General features: G+C 71.6%; 15 protein-coding genes. 10 read left to right on the forward strand and 5 right to left on the reverse strand.

The annotated features are described in order from the left end of the window. The first annotated feature begins 99 nt into the window (after positions 1–99). The 5 genes from ACSU6M_RS04575 to ACSU6M_RS04595 all read left to right on the forward strand — a co-directional run bounded on the left by ACSU6M_RS04575 (position 100) and on the right by ACSU6M_RS04595 (position 4672). A complete protein-coding gene (locus tag ACSU6M_RS04575) occupies positions 100–1338 on the forward strand; it encodes a MurT ligase domain-containing protein (protein ID WP_437067268.1) in 1239 nt (412 codons plus the stop codon). Positions 1339–1354: 16 nt separating this feature from the next. Next, entirely contained in the window at positions 1355–2083 is a 729-nt protein-coding gene (locus ACSU6M_RS04580; protein ID WP_437067269.1) for a type 1 glutamine amidotransferase, read from the forward strand. A 258-nt stretch (positions 2084–2341) separates the two neighbouring features. Beyond that, the gene (locus ACSU6M_RS04585) at positions 2342–3367 is read left to right on the forward strand and encodes a 6-phosphofructokinase (RefSeq protein ID WP_437067270.1); all 1026 of its coding nucleotides are present in this window, start codon (positions 2342–2344) and stop codon (positions 3365–3367) included. 103 nt (positions 3368–3470) lie between these two features. Further along, positions 3471–4421: a cytochrome c oxidase assembly protein gene (locus tag ACSU6M_RS04590; protein WP_437067272.1), complete on the forward strand. Its 951-nt coding sequence runs from the start codon at positions 3471–3473 to the stop codon at positions 4419–4421. An 80-nt stretch (positions 4422–4501) separates the two neighbouring features. Then, positions 4502–4672 carry a hypothetical protein gene (locus ACSU6M_RS04595; protein ID WP_437067274.1) on the forward strand — a complete coding sequence of 57 codons (171 nt, stop codon included), beginning with the start codon at positions 4502–4504 and terminating at the stop codon, positions 4670–4672. A 3-nt stretch (positions 4673–4675) separates the two neighbouring features. Here ACSU6M_RS04595 and ACSU6M_RS04600 read toward each other — a convergent pair whose 3' ends face one another. From ACSU6M_RS04600 to ACSU6M_RS04615, 4 genes are all read right to left on the reverse strand, one after another. Beyond that, entirely contained in the window at positions 4676–5884 is a 1209-nt protein-coding gene (locus ACSU6M_RS04600) for a sensor histidine kinase (protein ID WP_437067275.1), read from the reverse strand. Continuing rightward, entirely contained in the window at positions 5881–7608 is a 1728-nt protein-coding gene (locus tag ACSU6M_RS04605) for a cation acetate symporter (RefSeq protein WP_437067277.1), read from the reverse strand. The genes ACSU6M_RS04600 and ACSU6M_RS04605 overlap by 4 nt, the downstream gene beginning before the upstream one ends. A gap of 61 nt (positions 7609–7669) precedes the next feature. Beyond that, the gene (locus ACSU6M_RS04610; RefSeq protein WP_437067278.1) at positions 7670–8029 is read right to left on the reverse strand and encodes a hypothetical protein; all 360 of its coding nucleotides are present in this window, start codon (positions 8027–8029) and stop codon (positions 7670–7672) included. A gap of 2 nt (positions 8030–8031) precedes the next feature. Further along, positions 8032–8781 carry a LytR/AlgR family response regulator transcription factor gene (locus ACSU6M_RS04615; protein ID WP_437067280.1) on the reverse strand — a complete coding sequence of 250 codons (750 nt, stop codon included), beginning with the start codon at positions 8779–8781 and terminating at the stop codon, positions 8032–8034. A 78-nt stretch (positions 8782–8859) separates the two neighbouring features. On the opposite strand from ACSU6M_RS04615, the gene ACSU6M_RS04620 reads away from it, so the two are divergent. The 5 genes from ACSU6M_RS04620 (at position 8860) to ACSU6M_RS04640 (ending at position 13454) form a co-directional block, all read left to right on the forward strand. Continuing rightward, the gene (locus ACSU6M_RS04620; RefSeq protein WP_437067282.1) at positions 8860–9369 is read left to right on the forward strand and encodes an Lrp/AsnC family transcriptional regulator; all 510 of its coding nucleotides are present in this window, start codon (positions 8860–8862) and stop codon (positions 9367–9369) included. Positions 9370–9486: 117 nt separating this feature from the next. Next, positions 9487–10296, forward strand: coding sequence for a dimethylargininase (gene ddaH, locus ACSU6M_RS04625; protein WP_437067284.1), 810 nt, complete (start codon positions 9487–9489; stop codon positions 10294–10296). Further along, complete coding sequence (rocD, locus tag ACSU6M_RS04630) at positions 10296–11513, forward strand: ornithine--oxo-acid transaminase (protein ID WP_437067285.1); 1218 nt, start codon at positions 10296–10298, stop codon at positions 11511–11513. Before ddaH ends, rocD begins: the two co-directional genes overlap by 1 nt. 135 nt (positions 11514–11648) lie before the next feature. Beyond that, a complete protein-coding gene (locus tag ACSU6M_RS04635) occupies positions 11649–12365 on the forward strand; it encodes a lysophospholipid acyltransferase family protein (protein ID WP_437067287.1) in 717 nt (238 codons plus the stop codon). 60 nt (positions 12366–12425) lie between these two features. Next, positions 12426–13454, forward strand: coding sequence for an NAD-dependent epimerase/dehydratase family protein (locus ACSU6M_RS04640; protein WP_437067289.1), 1029 nt, complete (start codon positions 12426–12428; stop codon positions 13452–13454). A 67-nt stretch (positions 13455–13521) separates the two neighbouring features. On the opposite strand, the gene ACSU6M_RS04645 is transcribed toward ACSU6M_RS04640, so the two are convergent. After that, positions 13522–15117, reverse strand: coding sequence for an alpha/beta hydrolase (locus tag ACSU6M_RS04645; protein ID WP_437075007.1), 1596 nt, complete (start codon positions 15115–15117; stop codon positions 13522–13524). Between the last annotated feature and the right edge of the window lie 78 nt (positions 15118–15195).

Here is a 15195-nt window from a genome sequence, read left to right on the forward strand (position 1 = left end):
GCGATTCGGGCACGTGAGTGGATCTCGATAGGCTGAGGCCACACCACGTTGCCGTAAGGAATGTCGGCGCGGCGCGTACGCAAGGAGGATCGAGGACTGATGGCAGGCAACTCGGACCCGCTCACGCCGCGGGCCAAGCTCGCCGTGACCGCGGGCAAGGCGGTCGCGGCGGCATCCCGTGCCGCGGGGCGCGGCAGCGGTTCGGTGATCGGCGGACGGGTGGCCCTCAAGCTCGACCCCGACCTGCTCGCCCGGCTCGCCCAGAACCTGGATGTGGTCCTGGTCTCCGCCACCAACGGCAAGACCACCACCACCCGGCTCATCGCCGAGGCGCTCAGGGCCGCGGGGCCCGTCGTGTCCAACGCGCTCGGCGCGAACATGCCGGCCGGTATCACCTCGGCCCTGGCCGGCGGCTCGGACGCGCGCTACGGCGTGATCGAGGTCGACGAGAAGTACCTCGCGGGCGTCGCCCGGGACACCGACCCGAAGTGCATCGCCCTCCTCAACCTCTCCCGCGACCAGCTGGACCGCGCCGCCGAGACCCGGATGCTCGCCGAGAACTGGCGTGAAGGGCTCGCCGGCTGCAAGGCCGTGATCGTCGCCAACGCCGACGACCCGCTGGTCGTGTGGGCCGCGTCCTCCTCCCCGAACGTGATCTGGGTCGCGGCCGGTCAGATGTGGAAGGACGACGCCTGGTCCTGCCCGTCCTGCGGCGGTGTGATGCAGCGCCCCGGCGACGACTGGTTCTGCGGCGACTGCGGCTTCCGCCGGCCCACCCCGAGCTGGGCGCTGTCCGGCGACCACGTCCTGGACCCGCACGGCTCGGCCTGGCCGATCCACCTTCAGCTGCCGGGCCGCGCCAACAAGGCCAACGCCGCGTCCTCCGCGGCCGTCGCCGCCGTGTTCGGCGTGCCGCCGCAGGTGGCGCTGGAGCGGATGTACCAGGTGCAGGCCGTGGCCGGCCGCTATGACGTCGTCCAGTTCCAGGGCCGCGATCTGCGGCTGCTGCTCGCCAAGAACCCGGCCGGCTGGCTGGAGACGTTCTCCCTCATCGACCCGCCGCCGGCCCCGGTGATCCTGTCCGTCAACGCGCGCAGCGCCGACGGCACGGACACGTCCTGGCTGTGGGACGTCGACTACACGCGGCTGACCGGCCACCCGATCGTCGTGATCGGCGACCGCAGGCTCGACCTCGCGGTGCGCCTGGAGGTCGCCGACCAGCACTTCCAGGTGTGCGACACCCTCGATCAGGCGGTGCAGCTGTGCCCGCCGGGCCGGATCGAGGTCATCGCCAACTACACCGCCTTCCAGGACCTGCGCCGCCGCGTCGGCAACTGACCATCAGGGGACTTTAGTGAGCGACAACCAACTGCGGGTCGTCTGGGTCTATCCGGACCTGCTGAGCACCTACGGCGACCAGGGCAACGTCCTCGTCGTGGAGCGCCGGGCACGGCAGCGGGGCCTGGACGTGGCGCGGCTCGACGTGCGCAGCGACCAGCCGATCCCGACCTCCGGCGACATCTACCTGATCGGCGGCGGCGAGGACCGGCCGCAGCGGCTCGCGGCCGAGCGGCTGCGCCGCGACGGGGGCCTGTACCGGGCGGTGGAGAACGGCGCGATCGTGTTCTCGGTGTGCGCCGGCTACCAGATCCTGGGCCACGAGTTCATCAACGACCTGGGCCAGCGCGAGCCGGGCCTCGGCCTGCTCGACGTGGTCTCGGTACGCGGTGAGGGCGCGCGGTGCGTCGGTGACGTGCTCGCGGACATCGACCCGCGGCTCGGCCTGCCCCCGCTGACCGGCTTCGAGAACCACCAGGGCGTCACCCACCTCGGCCCCACGGCCCGCCCGTTCGCCCAGGTCCGCCTCGGCAACGGCAACGGCACGGGCGACGGTACGGAGGGCGCGTACAACGACACCGTCTTCGGTACGTACATGCACGGCCCGGTGCTGGCGCGCAACCCGCTGATCGCCGACCTGCTGCTGAAGCTGGCGCTGGACGTGAACGCGCTGCCGCCGACCGACGACCGCTGGTACGAGGCGCTGCGGAGCGAGCGCATCGCGGCCGCCCAGCAGCCCGCGTAGCCTTCCCCGAAGCCGCCCGGAGTGCTGTGGCTCCGGGCGGCTTTTCGCGTGAGTTCACCGGGGCTCCAGAGACACGCAAGGAAGCTGCGGCATCCTGGGGACGCGGCCCGCCTGACGGACCGTCTGCTCATATGTGCGGGTATGTCCAGCAGGCGGACGCCCCGTGCGGTTCCACCCCCTCACGCCGGTAGGGTGACCGGGATCAAGCCGGACGACGTGGTCCGGTCCCCGGCCCACGTTGCAAAGGTATTTCGGGCTATGCGCATTGGTGTCCTCACGTCCGGCGGCGACTGCCCCGGCCTGAACGCCGTCATCCGGTCCGTCGTGCACCGTGCCGTCGCCGACCACGGCGACGAGGTCATCGGCTTCCGGGACGGCTGGAAGGGCCTCCTGGAGTGCGACTACCTCAAGCTCGACCTCGACGCGGTGGGCGGCATCCTCGCCCGCGGCGGCACGATCCTCGGCTCCTCCCGCGTCCAGCCGTCCCATCTGCGGGACGGTGTGGAGCGGGCGAAGGGGCATGTGGCCGAGCTCGGCCTCGACGCGATCATCCCGATCGGCGGCGAGGGCACGCTGAAGGCCGCACGGCTGATGTCCGACAGCGGACTGCCGGTGGTGGGCGTGCCCAAGACGATCGACAACGACATCGCCGTCACGGATGTCACCTTCGGTTTCGACACGGCCGTGGGGGTGGCGACGGAGGCCCTCGACCGGCTCAAGACCACCGCCGAGTCCCATCAGCGGGTGCTGGTCGTCGAGGTCATGGGCCGGCACACCGGGTGGATCGCGCTGCACTCCGGCATGGCCGCGGGTGCGCACGCGATCGTGGTGCCCGAGCGGCCCTTCGACATCGAGGAGCTGACCGCGGTGGTCGGCGCGCGGTTCGAGGCGGGCAAGCGCTTCGCGATCGTCGTGGCGGCCGAGGGGGCCAAGCCTCGGCCCGGCTCCATGGAGTTCGACGAGGGCGGCAAGGACATCTACGGGCACGAGCGGTTCGCCGGGATAGCGCGTCAGCTGTCGGTCGAGCTGGAGCGGCGGCTCGGCAAGGAGGCCCGTCCGGTGATTCTCGGGCATGTGCAGCGGGGCGGTACGCCGACCGCGTACGACCGGGTGCTGGCCACTCGGTTCGGGTGGCACGCGGTGGAGGCCGTGCACCGGGGTGAGTTCGGGATGATGACGGCGCTTCGGGGGACGGACATCGTGATGGTGTCGCTGGCCGAGGCCGTGGAGACGCTGAAGACCGTTCCTGCGGAGCGGTACGCCGAGGCGGAGTGCGTGCTCTAGGCAGGAAGGCTCTGGCCGCCCCCGGTGACATGGGTCGCCGGGGGCGGTTCTAGTCTTGGGGCGGACGTTTTCGCACAACCCCCATGAAACAGGAGCCGGCGAGATGGATCACAGCGGGCACGGCATGACGATGGATCTGCCGCCGTTCACGCTGGGGCGAGGGCTTCAGTGGTCGCCGGACCTGTTCTTCCTCGTCGCCTGTCTGGTCGGGCTGGCGCTGTACGGGTGGGGGGTCGTGCGGCTGCGGCGGCGCGGGGACGCGTGGTCGCCGGGGCGGACCCTCGCCTTCGCCACGGGTGTGCTGAGCATCGGGCTGGTGATGTGCACCAAGCTGAACGACTACGGCATGGTCATGTTCAGCGTGCACATGGTGCAGCACATGGTGATCAGCATGCTGTCGCCGATCCTGATCCTGCTGGGCGCGCCGGTGACGCTGGCCCTGCGGGCGCTGCCGCCGGCCGGGCGGGGGCGCAAGGGGCCGCGGGAGCTGCTGCTGGCGCTGCTGCACAGCCGGTATCTGCGGGTGATCACGCATCCGGTGTTCACGATCCCGATGTTCATCGCGAGCCTGTACGCGCTGTACTTCACGCCGCTGTTCGACACGCTGATGGGCTCCAAGGTGGGCCACGCGGCGATGATGGTGCACTTCCTCGCCGTCGGGCTGATCTTCTTCTGGCCGATCATGGGCGTGGACCCGGGTCCGCACCGGCCGGGCTATCTGATGCGGATGCTGGAGCTGTTCGCGGGCATGCCGTTCCACGCGTTCTTCGGTATCGCGCTGATGATGGGCTCGACGCCGATGGTGGAGACGTACGCGCACCCGCCGGCCTCGCTCGGCATCGACGCGCTGGCGGATCAGAACGCGGCGGGCGGCATCGCCTGGGCGTTCAGCGAGATCCCGTCGGTGCTGGTGCTGATCGCACTGCTGTTCCAGTGGTACGGGTCCGAGCAGCGGCAGGCCAAGCGCAAGGACCGGGCCGCCGACCGGGACGGTGACGCGGAGCTGGAGGCGTACAACGCCTATCTGGCCTCGCTGAACGCGCGCAGCCGTTGATCCGGGTCCGGGAAAACCGCACCTGATTCCGCCGTTCCGGGGCACCATGGAGGGTACGGACGGACGAGGAGGGTGTCGCGATGCCCGGTTCCACGGACAGCTCCACGAAGACCATGGGGGTGCTCACCGTCGGCGGACTCGTCGTGGTGACGGCCTACACGGCGGTGCTCGGCAGCAACGGCTGGCTGTGGTTCGGCTGGGTCGTGCTGGGACTGATCACCCTCGGCATGGTGGCCACCCGCACCACATGAGGCTCAGTCCCGGCTGAGCCGGGCGCCCGAGTGCACGCCCGGCTGGTACTTCGGCAGCCGGGCGGTCACCTTCATGCCCGCTCCCACGGCGGTCTCGATGACCAGGCCGTAGTCGTCGCCGTAGACCTGCCGGAGCCGGTCGTCGACATTGGACAGGCCGATGCCACCGGACGGGCTGACCTCGCCCGCGAGGATGCGGCGCAGCAGGCCGGGGTCCATGCCGGCGCCGTCGTCCTCGATGACCACCAGGGCCTCGGCTCCCGCGTCCTGCGCGGTGATCTGGATGTGGCAGGTGTCGGCCTTGCCCTCCAGGCCGTGCTTGACGGCGTTCTCGACGAGCGGTTGCAGGCACAGGAAGGGCAGGGCCACCGGCAGTACCTCGGGGGCGATCTGGAGGGTGACGGACAGGCGGTCGCCGAAGCGCGCCCGGACCAGCGCGAGGTAGTGATCGATGGCGTGCAGCTCGTCGGCGAGCGTGGTGAAGTCGCCGTGCCGGCGGAACGAGTAGCGGGTGAAGTCGGCGAACTCCAGCAGCAGCTCACGGGCGCGCTCGGGGTCGGTGCGCACGAAGGACGCGATCACCGCCAGCGAGTTGAAGATGAAGTGCGGGGAGATCTGGGCGCGCAGGGCCTTGATCTCGGCCTCGATCAGCCGGGTGCGGGAGTCGTCGAGATCGGCGAGCTCCAGCTGGACGGAGACCCAGCGGGCGACCTCCCCGGCGGCGCGGACCAGGACGGCGGACTCGCGGGGCGCGCAGGCCACCAGGGTGCCGTGGACCCGGTCGTCGACGGTGAGCGGGGCGATCACGGCCCAGCGGACGGGGCAGTCGGGGGTGTCGCAGGTCAGCGGGAACGCCTCCCCGCGACCGGTGTCCAGGGGGCCGGCCAGCCGTTCGACGATCTCGGCGCGGTGGTGGGCGCCGACGCCGTCCCAGGCCAGGACACCCCGCTCGTCGGTGAGGCACAGGGCCTCGGTGCCGAGCAGGGAGCGCAGGCTGCGGGCCGACTTGCGGGCGCTGTCCTCGGTGAGACCGGCGCGCAGGGCGGGGGCGGCCAGCGAGGCGGTGTGCAGGGTCTGGAAGGTGGCGTGCTCGACGGGGGTGCCCAGGCCGCCGCCCTGGCTCTCGGGGCGGGCGGTGCGCCGACCCAGCCAGAAGCCGAGGGCGAGCAGCGGCAGGACGGCCACACACAGACCCGCGAGGAACATCGTCATGCCTTGGTCTCCGTCCGCAGCTCCTGGCTGCTCAGCTCCTCCGGCAGATGGAAGCGGGCGAGGATGGCCGCCGTGCCCGCCGGGACGCGGCCCGGTGTCGCCAGGGACACAAGGATCATGGTGAGGAAGCCGAGCGGCACCGACCACAGGGCGGGCCAGGCCAGCAGGGCGTGCAGCGGGCCGGCGCCCGGGAAACCGGACATGGTCGCGGCCACGGACAGGAACGCCGCTCCCCCGCCGACCAGCATCCCGGCGGCCGCGCCCGGCGGGGTGAGCCGGCGCCACCAGATGCCGAGGACGAGCAGCGGGCAGAAGGACGAGGCCGAGACGGCGAAGGCCAGCCCGACGGCGTCGGCCACGGGCAGTCCGCCGACCAGGCTGCTCGCCCCGAGCGGCGCCAGCATGGCGAGGCCGGTGCCCAGCCGGAAGTGCCGTACGCCGCGGGTGGGCAGCACGTCCTGGGTGAGGACGCCCGCGACGGCCATCGTCAGGCCGGACGCCGTGGACAGGAACGCCGCGAACGCTCCCCCGGCCACCAGCGCGCCGAGCAGCTCGCCGCCGACCCCGCCGATCATGCGGCCGGGCAGCAGCAGGACGGCCGCGTCCGCGTCGCCGGTGAGGGTGAGCTCGGGGGCGTACAGGCGGCCGAGGGCGCCGTAGACCGGCGGCAGCAGATAGAAGCCGCCGACCAGGGCGAGGACGGCGACGGTGGTGCGGCGGGCGGCGACGCCGTGCGGGCTGGTGTAGAAGCGGACCACGACGTGGGGCAGGCCCATCGTGCCGAGGAAGGTGGCGAGGATCAGCCCGTACGTGGCGTACAGCGGGCGTTCGTCGCGGGAGGCGGCCAGCGAGGTGGACATGCCGCCGTTGCTGCCGCGGTCGGCGGCGGGGACGGTGGTGCCGGGCGCGAAGGTGAGGCGGGTGCCGCCCTCGATGCGGTGGGTGCCGGTGTCCAGGGTGGTGAGGTCGTCGTCGTGGCGGCGGCCGTCGACGGTGCCGGTGACGGTGGCCGTCAGGGGGCGGTCGAGCTTGAGGTCCAGGCCGGTGTCCACGCGGACGCTGCGCTGCTCGCGGAAGGTCGCCGGTTCCTCGAAGGCGCGGCTCGGGCGGCCGTCGTTCTGCCAGGCCAGGATCAGGAAGAGGACGGGGACGAGGAGCGCGGTGAGCTTGAGCCAGTACTGGAACGCCTGCACGAACGTGATGCTGCGCATGCCGCCCGCGGCGACGGTCGCGGTCACGACGACGGCGACGATCACGCCGCCCAGCCAGTCGGGGGCGCCGGTGAGGACGGTGAGGGTGAGGCCGGCGCCCTGGAGCTGCGGCAGCAGATACAGCCAGCCGACGCCGACGACGAAGGCACCGGCGAGCCGCCGTACCGCCTGGGAGGCGAGGCGTGCCTCGGCGAAGTCGGGCAGCGTGTAGGCGCCGGAGCGGCGCAGCGGGGCGGCCACGAAGAGCAGCAGGACCAGGTAGCCGGCGGTGTAGCCGACCGGGTACCAGAGCATGTCGGGGCCCTGGACCAGGACGAGTCCGGCGATGCCCAGGAAGGAGGCGGCGGAGAGGTACTCGCCGCTGATGGCGGCGGCGTTCAGACGGGGGCCGACGGTGCGGGAGGCGACGTAGAAGTCGGAGGTGGTGCGGGAGATGCGCAGGCCGAAGGCGCCGACGAGGACGGTGGCGACGACGACGAGGGCGACGGCGGGTATGGCGTAGCTGGAGTTCATCGGTCCTCGACGGTCGGGGGGCGCGTCGGCCCTCGGCGCTCATCGGGCGCAGGCGGTGCGTTCATCGGTCCTCGACCAGCCGCACGAAGTCCCGTTCGTTGCGTTCCGCGCGGCGCACGTACCAGCGGGCGAGCAGGACGAGGGGGGCGTACAGGCCGAAGCCGAGGAGGGCCCACTCCAGGCGGCGGGCGGCGGGGATGGCGCTGAAGAGCAGGGGCAGCGGGCCGACGAGCAGGGCGAGGACGGCGAGGGCGGTCAGCGCGGCACGCAGCTGGCTGCGCATCAGGGAGCGCACATAGGTGTGACCGAGGGTGGTCTGCTCGTCGATCTCCGTGCGCGGGCGGTAGTGGGCGGGCGGGCGGCGGGTGCGGCGAGGCGGGCCGGTGACGAGAACACGGGCCGCGGTGGGGTCCTGGGGCACGGTCAGGGCCTCCTCATCAGCAGGTCCCGCAGTTCGCGGGCGTGACGGCGGCTGACCTGGAGCTCCTCGGCGCCGACCATGACGCTGACCGAGCCGGCGTCGAGGCGCAGTTCGGCGATGTGGCGCAGGGCGACCAGATGGCGGCGGTGGATGCGGACGAAGCCGCGGGCGCGCCAGCGTTCCTCCAGGGTGGACAGCGGGATGCGGACCAGGTGGCTGCCCCGGGCGGTGTGCAGCCGGGCGTAGTCGCCCTGGGCCTCGACGTGGGTGATGTCGTCGACGGCCACGAACCGGGTCACTCCGCCGAGCTCGACGGATATGTGGTCGGGGTCGGGTTCGTGCACGGGGATGCGCGGGGCGGTGTCGCTGCGCTCGGCGGCGCGTCGTACCGCCTCGGCGAGGCGCTCCTTGCGGACCGGTTTGAGCACGTAGTCGACGGCCTTGAGGTCGAACGCCTGCACGGCGAAGTCCTCGTGCGCGGTGACGAACACGACCAGGGGCGGCTGGGCGAAGCCGCTGAGCAGCCGGGCGAGGTCGAGTCCGTCGAGACCGGGCATGTTGATGTCGAGGAAGACCACGTCGATGGCCTCGGGTCCGCCGGGGCCGCTCTCCAGGGCGCGGTTGATGCGCCGCAGGGCCTCGGTGGCGTCCGACGCGCCCTCCGCGCTGCCGATGCGGGGATCGGCGTTGAGCAGGTAGAGCAGCTCCTCCAGCGAGGGGCGTTCGTCGTCGACAGCGAGGGCGCGCAGCATGAACGTGGAGTGTAGGAGTAATCCGTACGCCTGGACACGTGCCGGGGCAGGAGCGTTTCCCCTGGATAGGGTGCGGCCATGAACAGCAGGACCACCCCGTTCGACGAGCTCGACCGGAAGATCATCACCGCCCTGATGGCGAACGCCCGGACCAGTTTCGCCGAGATCGGCGCGGCGATCGGACTCTCGGCGACGGCGGTGAAACGGCGGGTGGACCGGTTGCGGGACACCGGGGTCATCACCGGGTTCACGGCGACGGTGCGCCCGTCGGCGCTGGGCTGGCGCACGGAGGCGTATGTCGAGGTGTACTGCGAGGGCGCGGCCCCGCCCCGGCGGATCGCGGACGTGGTGCGCAACCATCCGGAGATCACCGCGGCGATGACGGTGACCGGCGGCGCGGACGCCCTGCTGCATGTGCGGGCGCGGGACGTGGAGCACTTCGAGGACGTGCTGGAGCGCATCCGTGCCGAGCCGTTCATCCGCAAGACGATCAGTGTGATGGTGCTGTCCCATCTGATCCCGGAGAGTCCGGAGGCGGGTGCGTCCCAGCCCGCGCCGGAGGACGCAGCAGGCGTGCGTCCGGCCTGATCAAGACGCAGCATTCCTGCGTGGACACGCAGCTTTCGTTTCTTGTCGCCCGTATCCGTCCGTTCTTACCGTGGTCTCGACCCCGTCGATCACCCCAGGAAGCGGAGGGACCCCTCTGTGACCGACAGCCGTGTGCCGCGCCGGCGGCGTTTCCTCGTCTGCGAACCCAGACACTTCGCCGTGCAGTACGCGATCAATCCCTGGATGCATCCCGACGTCCGGGTGGACGTCGACCTCGCCCAGGAGCAGTGGAGCGCGCTGATCAGCGCCTACCGTGCCCATGGGCACGACGTCGACGCCGTGGAGCCGGTCGCCGGGCTCCCGGACATGGTGTTCGCCGCGAACTCGGCGGTCGTCGTCGACGGCCGGGTCTTCGGCTCCCTCTTCCACGCGCCGGAGCGGCGCCCGGAGTCCGTGCACTACGACACCTGGTTCAAGCAGGCGGGCTTCGACGTGCACCGCCCGGAGTCGGTGTGCGAGGGCGAGGGCGATCTGGTGTGGACCGGCCGCTATGTCCTCGCCGGGCACGGGTTCCGCACCACCCGTGAGGCGCACCGCGAGGCGCAGGAGTTCTTCGGGCACCCGGTGATCAGCCTGACGCTGGTGGACCCGTACTTCTACCACCTGGACACGGCGCTGTTCGTCCTCGACGACGACAACATCGTCTACTACCCGGAGGCGTTCTCCCCGGGCAGCCGCGAGGTCCTCGCCCGGCTGTACCCGGACGCGGTGCTGGCCACCCGCGAGGACGCGATGGCGTTCGGCCTGAACTCCGTCTCCGACGGCCGTCACGTCTTCATCGCGCCCCGGGCCGAGGCGCTCTCGGCACGTCTCGCCGAGCACGGCTATGTCCCCGTCCCCGTCGACCTGTCGGAGTTCCACAAGGCCGGCGGCGGCATCAAGTGCTGCACCCAGGAGATCCGCTGATGACCGCACCCGCCTCCACCCGCTCCTCCGCCGAGCTGATCCGTGCCGAGGAGCCGGTCCTCGCACACAACTACCACCCGCTGCCCGTGGTCGTGGCGAGCGCCGAGGGCACCTGGGTCGAGGACGTCGAGGGCAACCGCTACCTCGACATGCTGGCCGGCTACTCGGCCCTGAACTTCGGCCACCGCCACCCCGCGCTGATCGAGGCCGCGCACCGCCAGCTGGACCGCCTCACCCTCACCTCGCGCGCCTTCCACAACGACCGGCTCGCCGAGTTCGCCGAGCGGCTGGCGGAGCTGACCGGCCAGGACATGGTGCTGCCGATGAACACCGGCGCGGAGGCGGTGGAGAGCGGCATCAAGCTGGCCCGCAAGTGGGCGTACGACGTGAAGGGCGTCCCCGCCGACCGGGCGACGATCGTGGTGGCGGCGGACAACTTCCACGGCCGGACGACGACGATCGTCAGCTTCTCCACGGACGAGACCGCCCGCGCCGGATTCGGCCCGTTCACGCCGGGCTTCCGGATCGTGCCGTACAACGACCTGGCGGCGATGGAGGAGGCGATCGACGAGACGACCGCGGCGGTGCTCATCGAGCCCATCCAGGGCGAGGCGGGCGTGCTGATCCCCGACGACGGCTATCTGGCCGGGGTGCGCGAACTGACCCGCCGCACGGGCTGTCTGTTCATCGCCGACGAGATCCAGTCGGGGCTCGGCCGCACCGGGCGCACGCTCGCGGTGGAGCACGAGGACGTCGTGCCCGACCTGGTGCTGCTCGGCAAGGCGCTGGGCGGCGGCATCGTGCCGGTGTCCGCGGTGGTCGGCAGCCGGGACGTCCTCGGGGTCCTGCATCCGGGTGAACACGGCTCGACGTTCGGCGGCAACCCGCTGGCCGCGGCGGTGGGCACGGCCGTGATCGAGCTGCTGGAGGGCGGCGAGTTCCAGCGCCGGGCGCAGGAGCTGGGCATGGTCCTGCGCGGCGGGCTGACCGAGCTGGTCGGCCGGGGCGTGCTCGGCTTCCGGGCGCGCGGCCTGTGGGCGGGCGTCGACATCGACCCGGCCATCGGCACCGGCCGCGAGATCAGCGAACGGCTGATGCGCGAGGGCGTCCTGGTCAAGGACACCCACGGCTCCACGATCCGCATCGCTCCCCCGCTGACCATCACCGGCGAGGAACTGCGGTCCGCCATCGGGGCGTTGGAGAAGGTACTGGCGTAGGGCCATGATCGGCCACCCTCGGCCGGACCTGTTCCGGCCGAGGGCGCCCGCGCCTACACTGACACCTCACGACAGGCCGGTTGACCTGCGAGAACGTGGCGGTTGTGCCGAGTCACCACAGTGAGGAGCGACGCCTTGTTCTACTACCTGCTCAAGTACGTACTGCTCGGGCCGCTCCTGAGACTGGTGTTCCGCCCCCGGATCGAGGGCCTTGAGCACGTCCCGGCCACCGGCGCGGCCATCGTCGCCGGCAACCATCTCTCCTTCTCCGACCACTTCCTGATGCCGGCCGTCCTCAAGCGCCGCATCACCTTCCTGGCGAAGGCCGAGTACTTCACCGGCCCCGGTCTCAAGGGCCGTCTGACCGCCTTCTTCTTCCGCAGCGCCGGACAGATCCCGGTCGACCGCTCGGGCAAGGAGGCGGGCCAGGCCGCCATCCGCGAGGGCCTGGGCGTCCTGGGCAAGGGCGAGTTGCTGGGCATCTACCCCGAGGGCACCCGCTCGCACGACGGGCGGCTGTACAAGGGCAAGGTCGGTGTGGCCGTCATGGCCCTCAAGGCGGGCGTGCCCGTCGTCCCCTGCGCCATGATCGGCACCTTCGAGGCCCAGCCCCCGGGCAAGGTCGTCCCCCGGATCCACCCCGTCGTCATCCGCTTCGGCGAGCCCCTGGACTTCTCCCGCTACGCCGGCATGGAGAACGAGAAGGCGGTCCTGCGCGCGATCACCGACGAGATCATGTACGCCATCCTCTCCCTGTCGGAGCAGGAGTACGTCGACACGTACGCGGCCGTCGCGAAGGCGCAGGACGCCGAGGCGAAGGAGCGCCGGTTCCCGCGGATGCCGCTGACATGACGGGTCTGCCGTCAGCAGATTCCCTCGGGCGCACGGGAGTCGGGCGCCTACCGTGACGGCATGAGACGAGCTGTGGTGATCGGGGCGACGGGTCAGATCGGCCGCCCCACGGTGACGGCACTGGCACGCGACGGCTGGGAGGTGACGGCCGCCTCACGCGGGGGCGGCCGTGACGCGGCCTGGCCCGACGGGGTACGGGCGGTGCGCCTGGACCGCGAGGACGACAAGGCCCTGGAGGCGGTGCTGGGCGACGGCTGCGACGTGCTGGTGGACATGGTCGCGTTCCGGCAGCATCACGCCCGCCGGCTGACCGGCCTCGCCGACCGGATCGGCTCGGCCGTGGTGATCTCCAGCGTCTCGGTGTACGTGGACGACCGGGGCCGCGGCTTCGACACCCAGGCCGAACCCGACGGCTTCCCGCACTATCCGCTGCCGATCCCGGAGACCCAGCGCACGGTGTCGCCCGGCGAGGCGACCTACAGCACGGCGAAGGCGGCCGTGGAGCGCGAACTCCTCGCCGCCGCCGACCGGTTGCCGACCACGCTCCTGCGCGCCGGCGCGGTCCACGGCCCGCACTGCCGCACCCCGCGCGAGCTCTACTTCGTCAAGCGCAACCTCGACGGCCGCCGCAAGAGGGTCATCTCCTACGGCGGCCGCAGCCGCTTCCACCCGGTCAGCGTTCACACCCTGGCCGAGCTGATCCGCCTGGCGGCGGCCCGGCCGGGCGCGCGCGTGCTGAACGCGGTGGACTCCGAGGCCCCGACGGTCACGGCGATCGCGCGGGCCATCGACGAGGTGATGGGCTTCGAGGCCGAGGACGTCCTCGTCGAGGGCGCCCCACCGGCACCGACCGTGGGGCGGACGCCGTGGTCGGTGCCGGTCCCGATCGTCTGCGACATGACGGCGGCGGAGCGGGAGCTGGGCTACCGCCCGGTGGTGCGCTACGCCGAGACCCTGCCGGAGACGGTGGAGTGCATCGAGCGCCGGCTGGCGGAGGGCGACTGGCGGGAGGTGTACCCGAAGATGTACGCCGCGTACGGCGACCTCTTCGACTACGCGGCGGAAGACGCGTGGCTGGCGCGCAGGTGACGTCCCTCAAGGGACGCGGGGAACTGCCCGAACAGCCACGACGAAACCCGCACAGACCCGCCGGCCCCTACGGCTTGGGCACCGCGTGCGGCGCGCACACGACATCCGCCGCGTCCAGCGCCCCGCTCAGCAGATACGCGTCCACCCGGTCGTTGATGCACGAGTTCACCAGGCTGGTCACCCCGTGCGACCCCGCGCCCTTCTCCGTGATCAGCCGCGAGCCCTTGAACCGCTCGTGCAGCTCGACAGCCCCCTCGTAGGGAGTCGCCGCGTCCCGCTCGGCCTGCACGATCAGCACCGGCGGCAGCCCCTTGCGCGAGCGCACCTCGAGAGGCGTCTGCTGCTTCACCGGCCAGGTGGCACACGGCAGGTTCATCCAGGCGTTGGCCCACGTCATGAACGGGTGGTCCCGGTGCAGCCGCGTGTTGTCCCGGTCCCACCGCTTCCAGCTGGTGGGCCACTTCGCGTCCGCGCACTCGACGGCCGTGTACACGGCGTTGCTGTTCTCGGACGCCGCGTTGCCCGCGGTGTCGGAGAGGTCGGGCGCGGCCGCGTCCACGAGGGCCTGGGTGTCACCGGCGACGTAGCGGGAGAACACCGTGGCGACGGGGACCCACGCGGAGTCGTAGTAGGGGGCGCTCTGGAAGAAGGAGATCAGTTCGGCCGGTCCGACGACCCCGCCGATGGGGTTCTCCTTGGCCGTGGCGCGCAGCTGGAGCCACTTGGTCTGGACGGCCTCGCGGGTGGTGCCGAGGTGGAAGGCGGCGTCGTTGGCGGCGACCCAGTCCTGCCAGTCCTTCCAGCGCATCTCGAAGGCGACGTCCTGGTCCAGGTTGGCCTGGTACCAGATCTTCTCGCGGGACGGGTTGACCACGCTGTCGACGACCATGCGGCGCACATGCGTCGGGAACAGCGTGCCGTAGACCGCGCCGAGGTAGGTGCCGTAGGAGACGCCGAGGAAGTTCAGCTTCTTCTCGCCGAGCGCGGCGCGGATGACGTCGAGGTCGCGCGCGGTGTTCGGGGTGGTCATGTGCGGCAGCATCTCGCCGCTGCGTTCGTGGCAGCCCTCGGCGTACGCACGGGCCAGCCCCCGCTGAGCGCGCTTGTCGGCCTCGCTGTCGGGCACCGGGTCCAGCTTGGGCGCCTTGACGAACTCCTGCGGGTCGACGCAGGAGATCGGCGTGGACTTGCCGACGCCGCGCGGGTCGAAGCCGACAAAGTCGTACGCCTTGGCGATCTTGGCCCAGACCGGCGCCTTGGTCACGACGCGGCGCGGGAAGCGCAGCCCGGAGCCGCCGGGGCCGCCCGGGTTGTAGACGAGGGCGCCCTGGCGCTCCTCGGGGGTGCCGGTGTTGCCGATGCGGTCGACGGCGAGCTTGATCTGCTTGCCGTACGGCTTGGCGTAGTCGAGCGGGACGGTGACCCAGCCGCACTGGATGGGCTTCTCCAGGCCCCAGTCGGCGGGGCAGTCCTTCCAGTCGACGCCCGCCTTCGCGGCGCGGGCCGCGGCGATCGCTGCGCCCTGGGCCTCGCTGTAGGTGCGGTGGCGGGTGTCGGTCGGACTGGCGCTGGCCGTGGGCGCGGTCACCGCCCCGGCGATCAGCGCCGCAGCGATCAGCGCACCGGCCGATCCGGCCGCCGCGGTGCGCCGCTTCGCTCTCATGGCTGTCAAATGAGCCTCCCCGTACAAGGTTTCGACACAAGTACGGGTGATCCTGATGGCTGTAGGGTCCCTGACAAC

The sequence above is a fragment of the Streptomyces sp. enrichment culture genome, assembly GCF_964272895.1.
In the GTDB taxonomy this organism is placed as follows: domain Bacteria; phylum Actinomycetota; class Actinomycetes; order Streptomycetales; family Streptomycetaceae; genus Streptomyces.

What these genes read in the sequence shown, in the direction of transcription:
- ACSU6M_RS04640 (WP_437067289.1), top strand. Translation starts at nt 12,426, where the DNA reads ATGAGACGAGCTGTGGTGATCGGGGCGACGGGTCAGATCGGCCGCCCC.
- ACSU6M_RS04620 (WP_437067282.1), top strand. Translation starts at nt 8,860, where the DNA reads ATGAACAGCAGGACCACCCCGTTCGACGAGCTCGACCGGAAGATCATC.
- ACSU6M_RS04590 (WP_437067272.1), top strand. Translation starts at nt 3,471, where the DNA reads ATGGATCACAGCGGGCACGGCATGACGATGGATCTGCCGCCGTTCACG.
- ACSU6M_RS04605 (WP_437067277.1), bottom strand. Translation starts at nt 7,608, where the DNA reads ATGAACTCCAGCTACGCCATACCCGCCGTCGCCCTCGTCGTCGTCGCC.
- rocD (WP_437067285.1), top strand. Translation starts at nt 10,296, where the DNA reads ATGACCGCACCCGCCTCCACCCGCTCCTCCGCCGAGCTGATCCGTGCC.
- ACSU6M_RS04600 (WP_437067275.1), bottom strand. Translation starts at nt 5,884, where the DNA reads ATGACGATGTTCCTCGCGGGTCTGTGTGTGGCCGTCCTGCCGCTGCTC.
- ACSU6M_RS04615 (WP_437067280.1), bottom strand. Translation starts at nt 8,781, where the DNA reads ATGCTGCGCGCCCTCGCTGTCGACGACGAACGCCCCTCGCTGGAGGAG.
- ACSU6M_RS04575 (WP_437067268.1), top strand. Translation starts at nt 100, where the DNA reads ATGGCAGGCAACTCGGACCCGCTCACGCCGCGGGCCAAGCTCGCCGTG.
- ACSU6M_RS04585 (WP_437067270.1), top strand. Translation starts at nt 2,342, where the DNA reads ATGCGCATTGGTGTCCTCACGTCCGGCGGCGACTGCCCCGGCCTGAAC.
- ACSU6M_RS04595 (WP_437067274.1), top strand. Translation starts at nt 4,502, where the DNA reads ATGCCCGGTTCCACGGACAGCTCCACGAAGACCATGGGGGTGCTCACC.
- ACSU6M_RS04645 (WP_437075007.1), bottom strand. Translation starts at nt 15,117, where the DNA reads ATGAGAGCGAAGCGGCGCACCGCGGCGGCCGGATCGGCCGGTGCGCTG.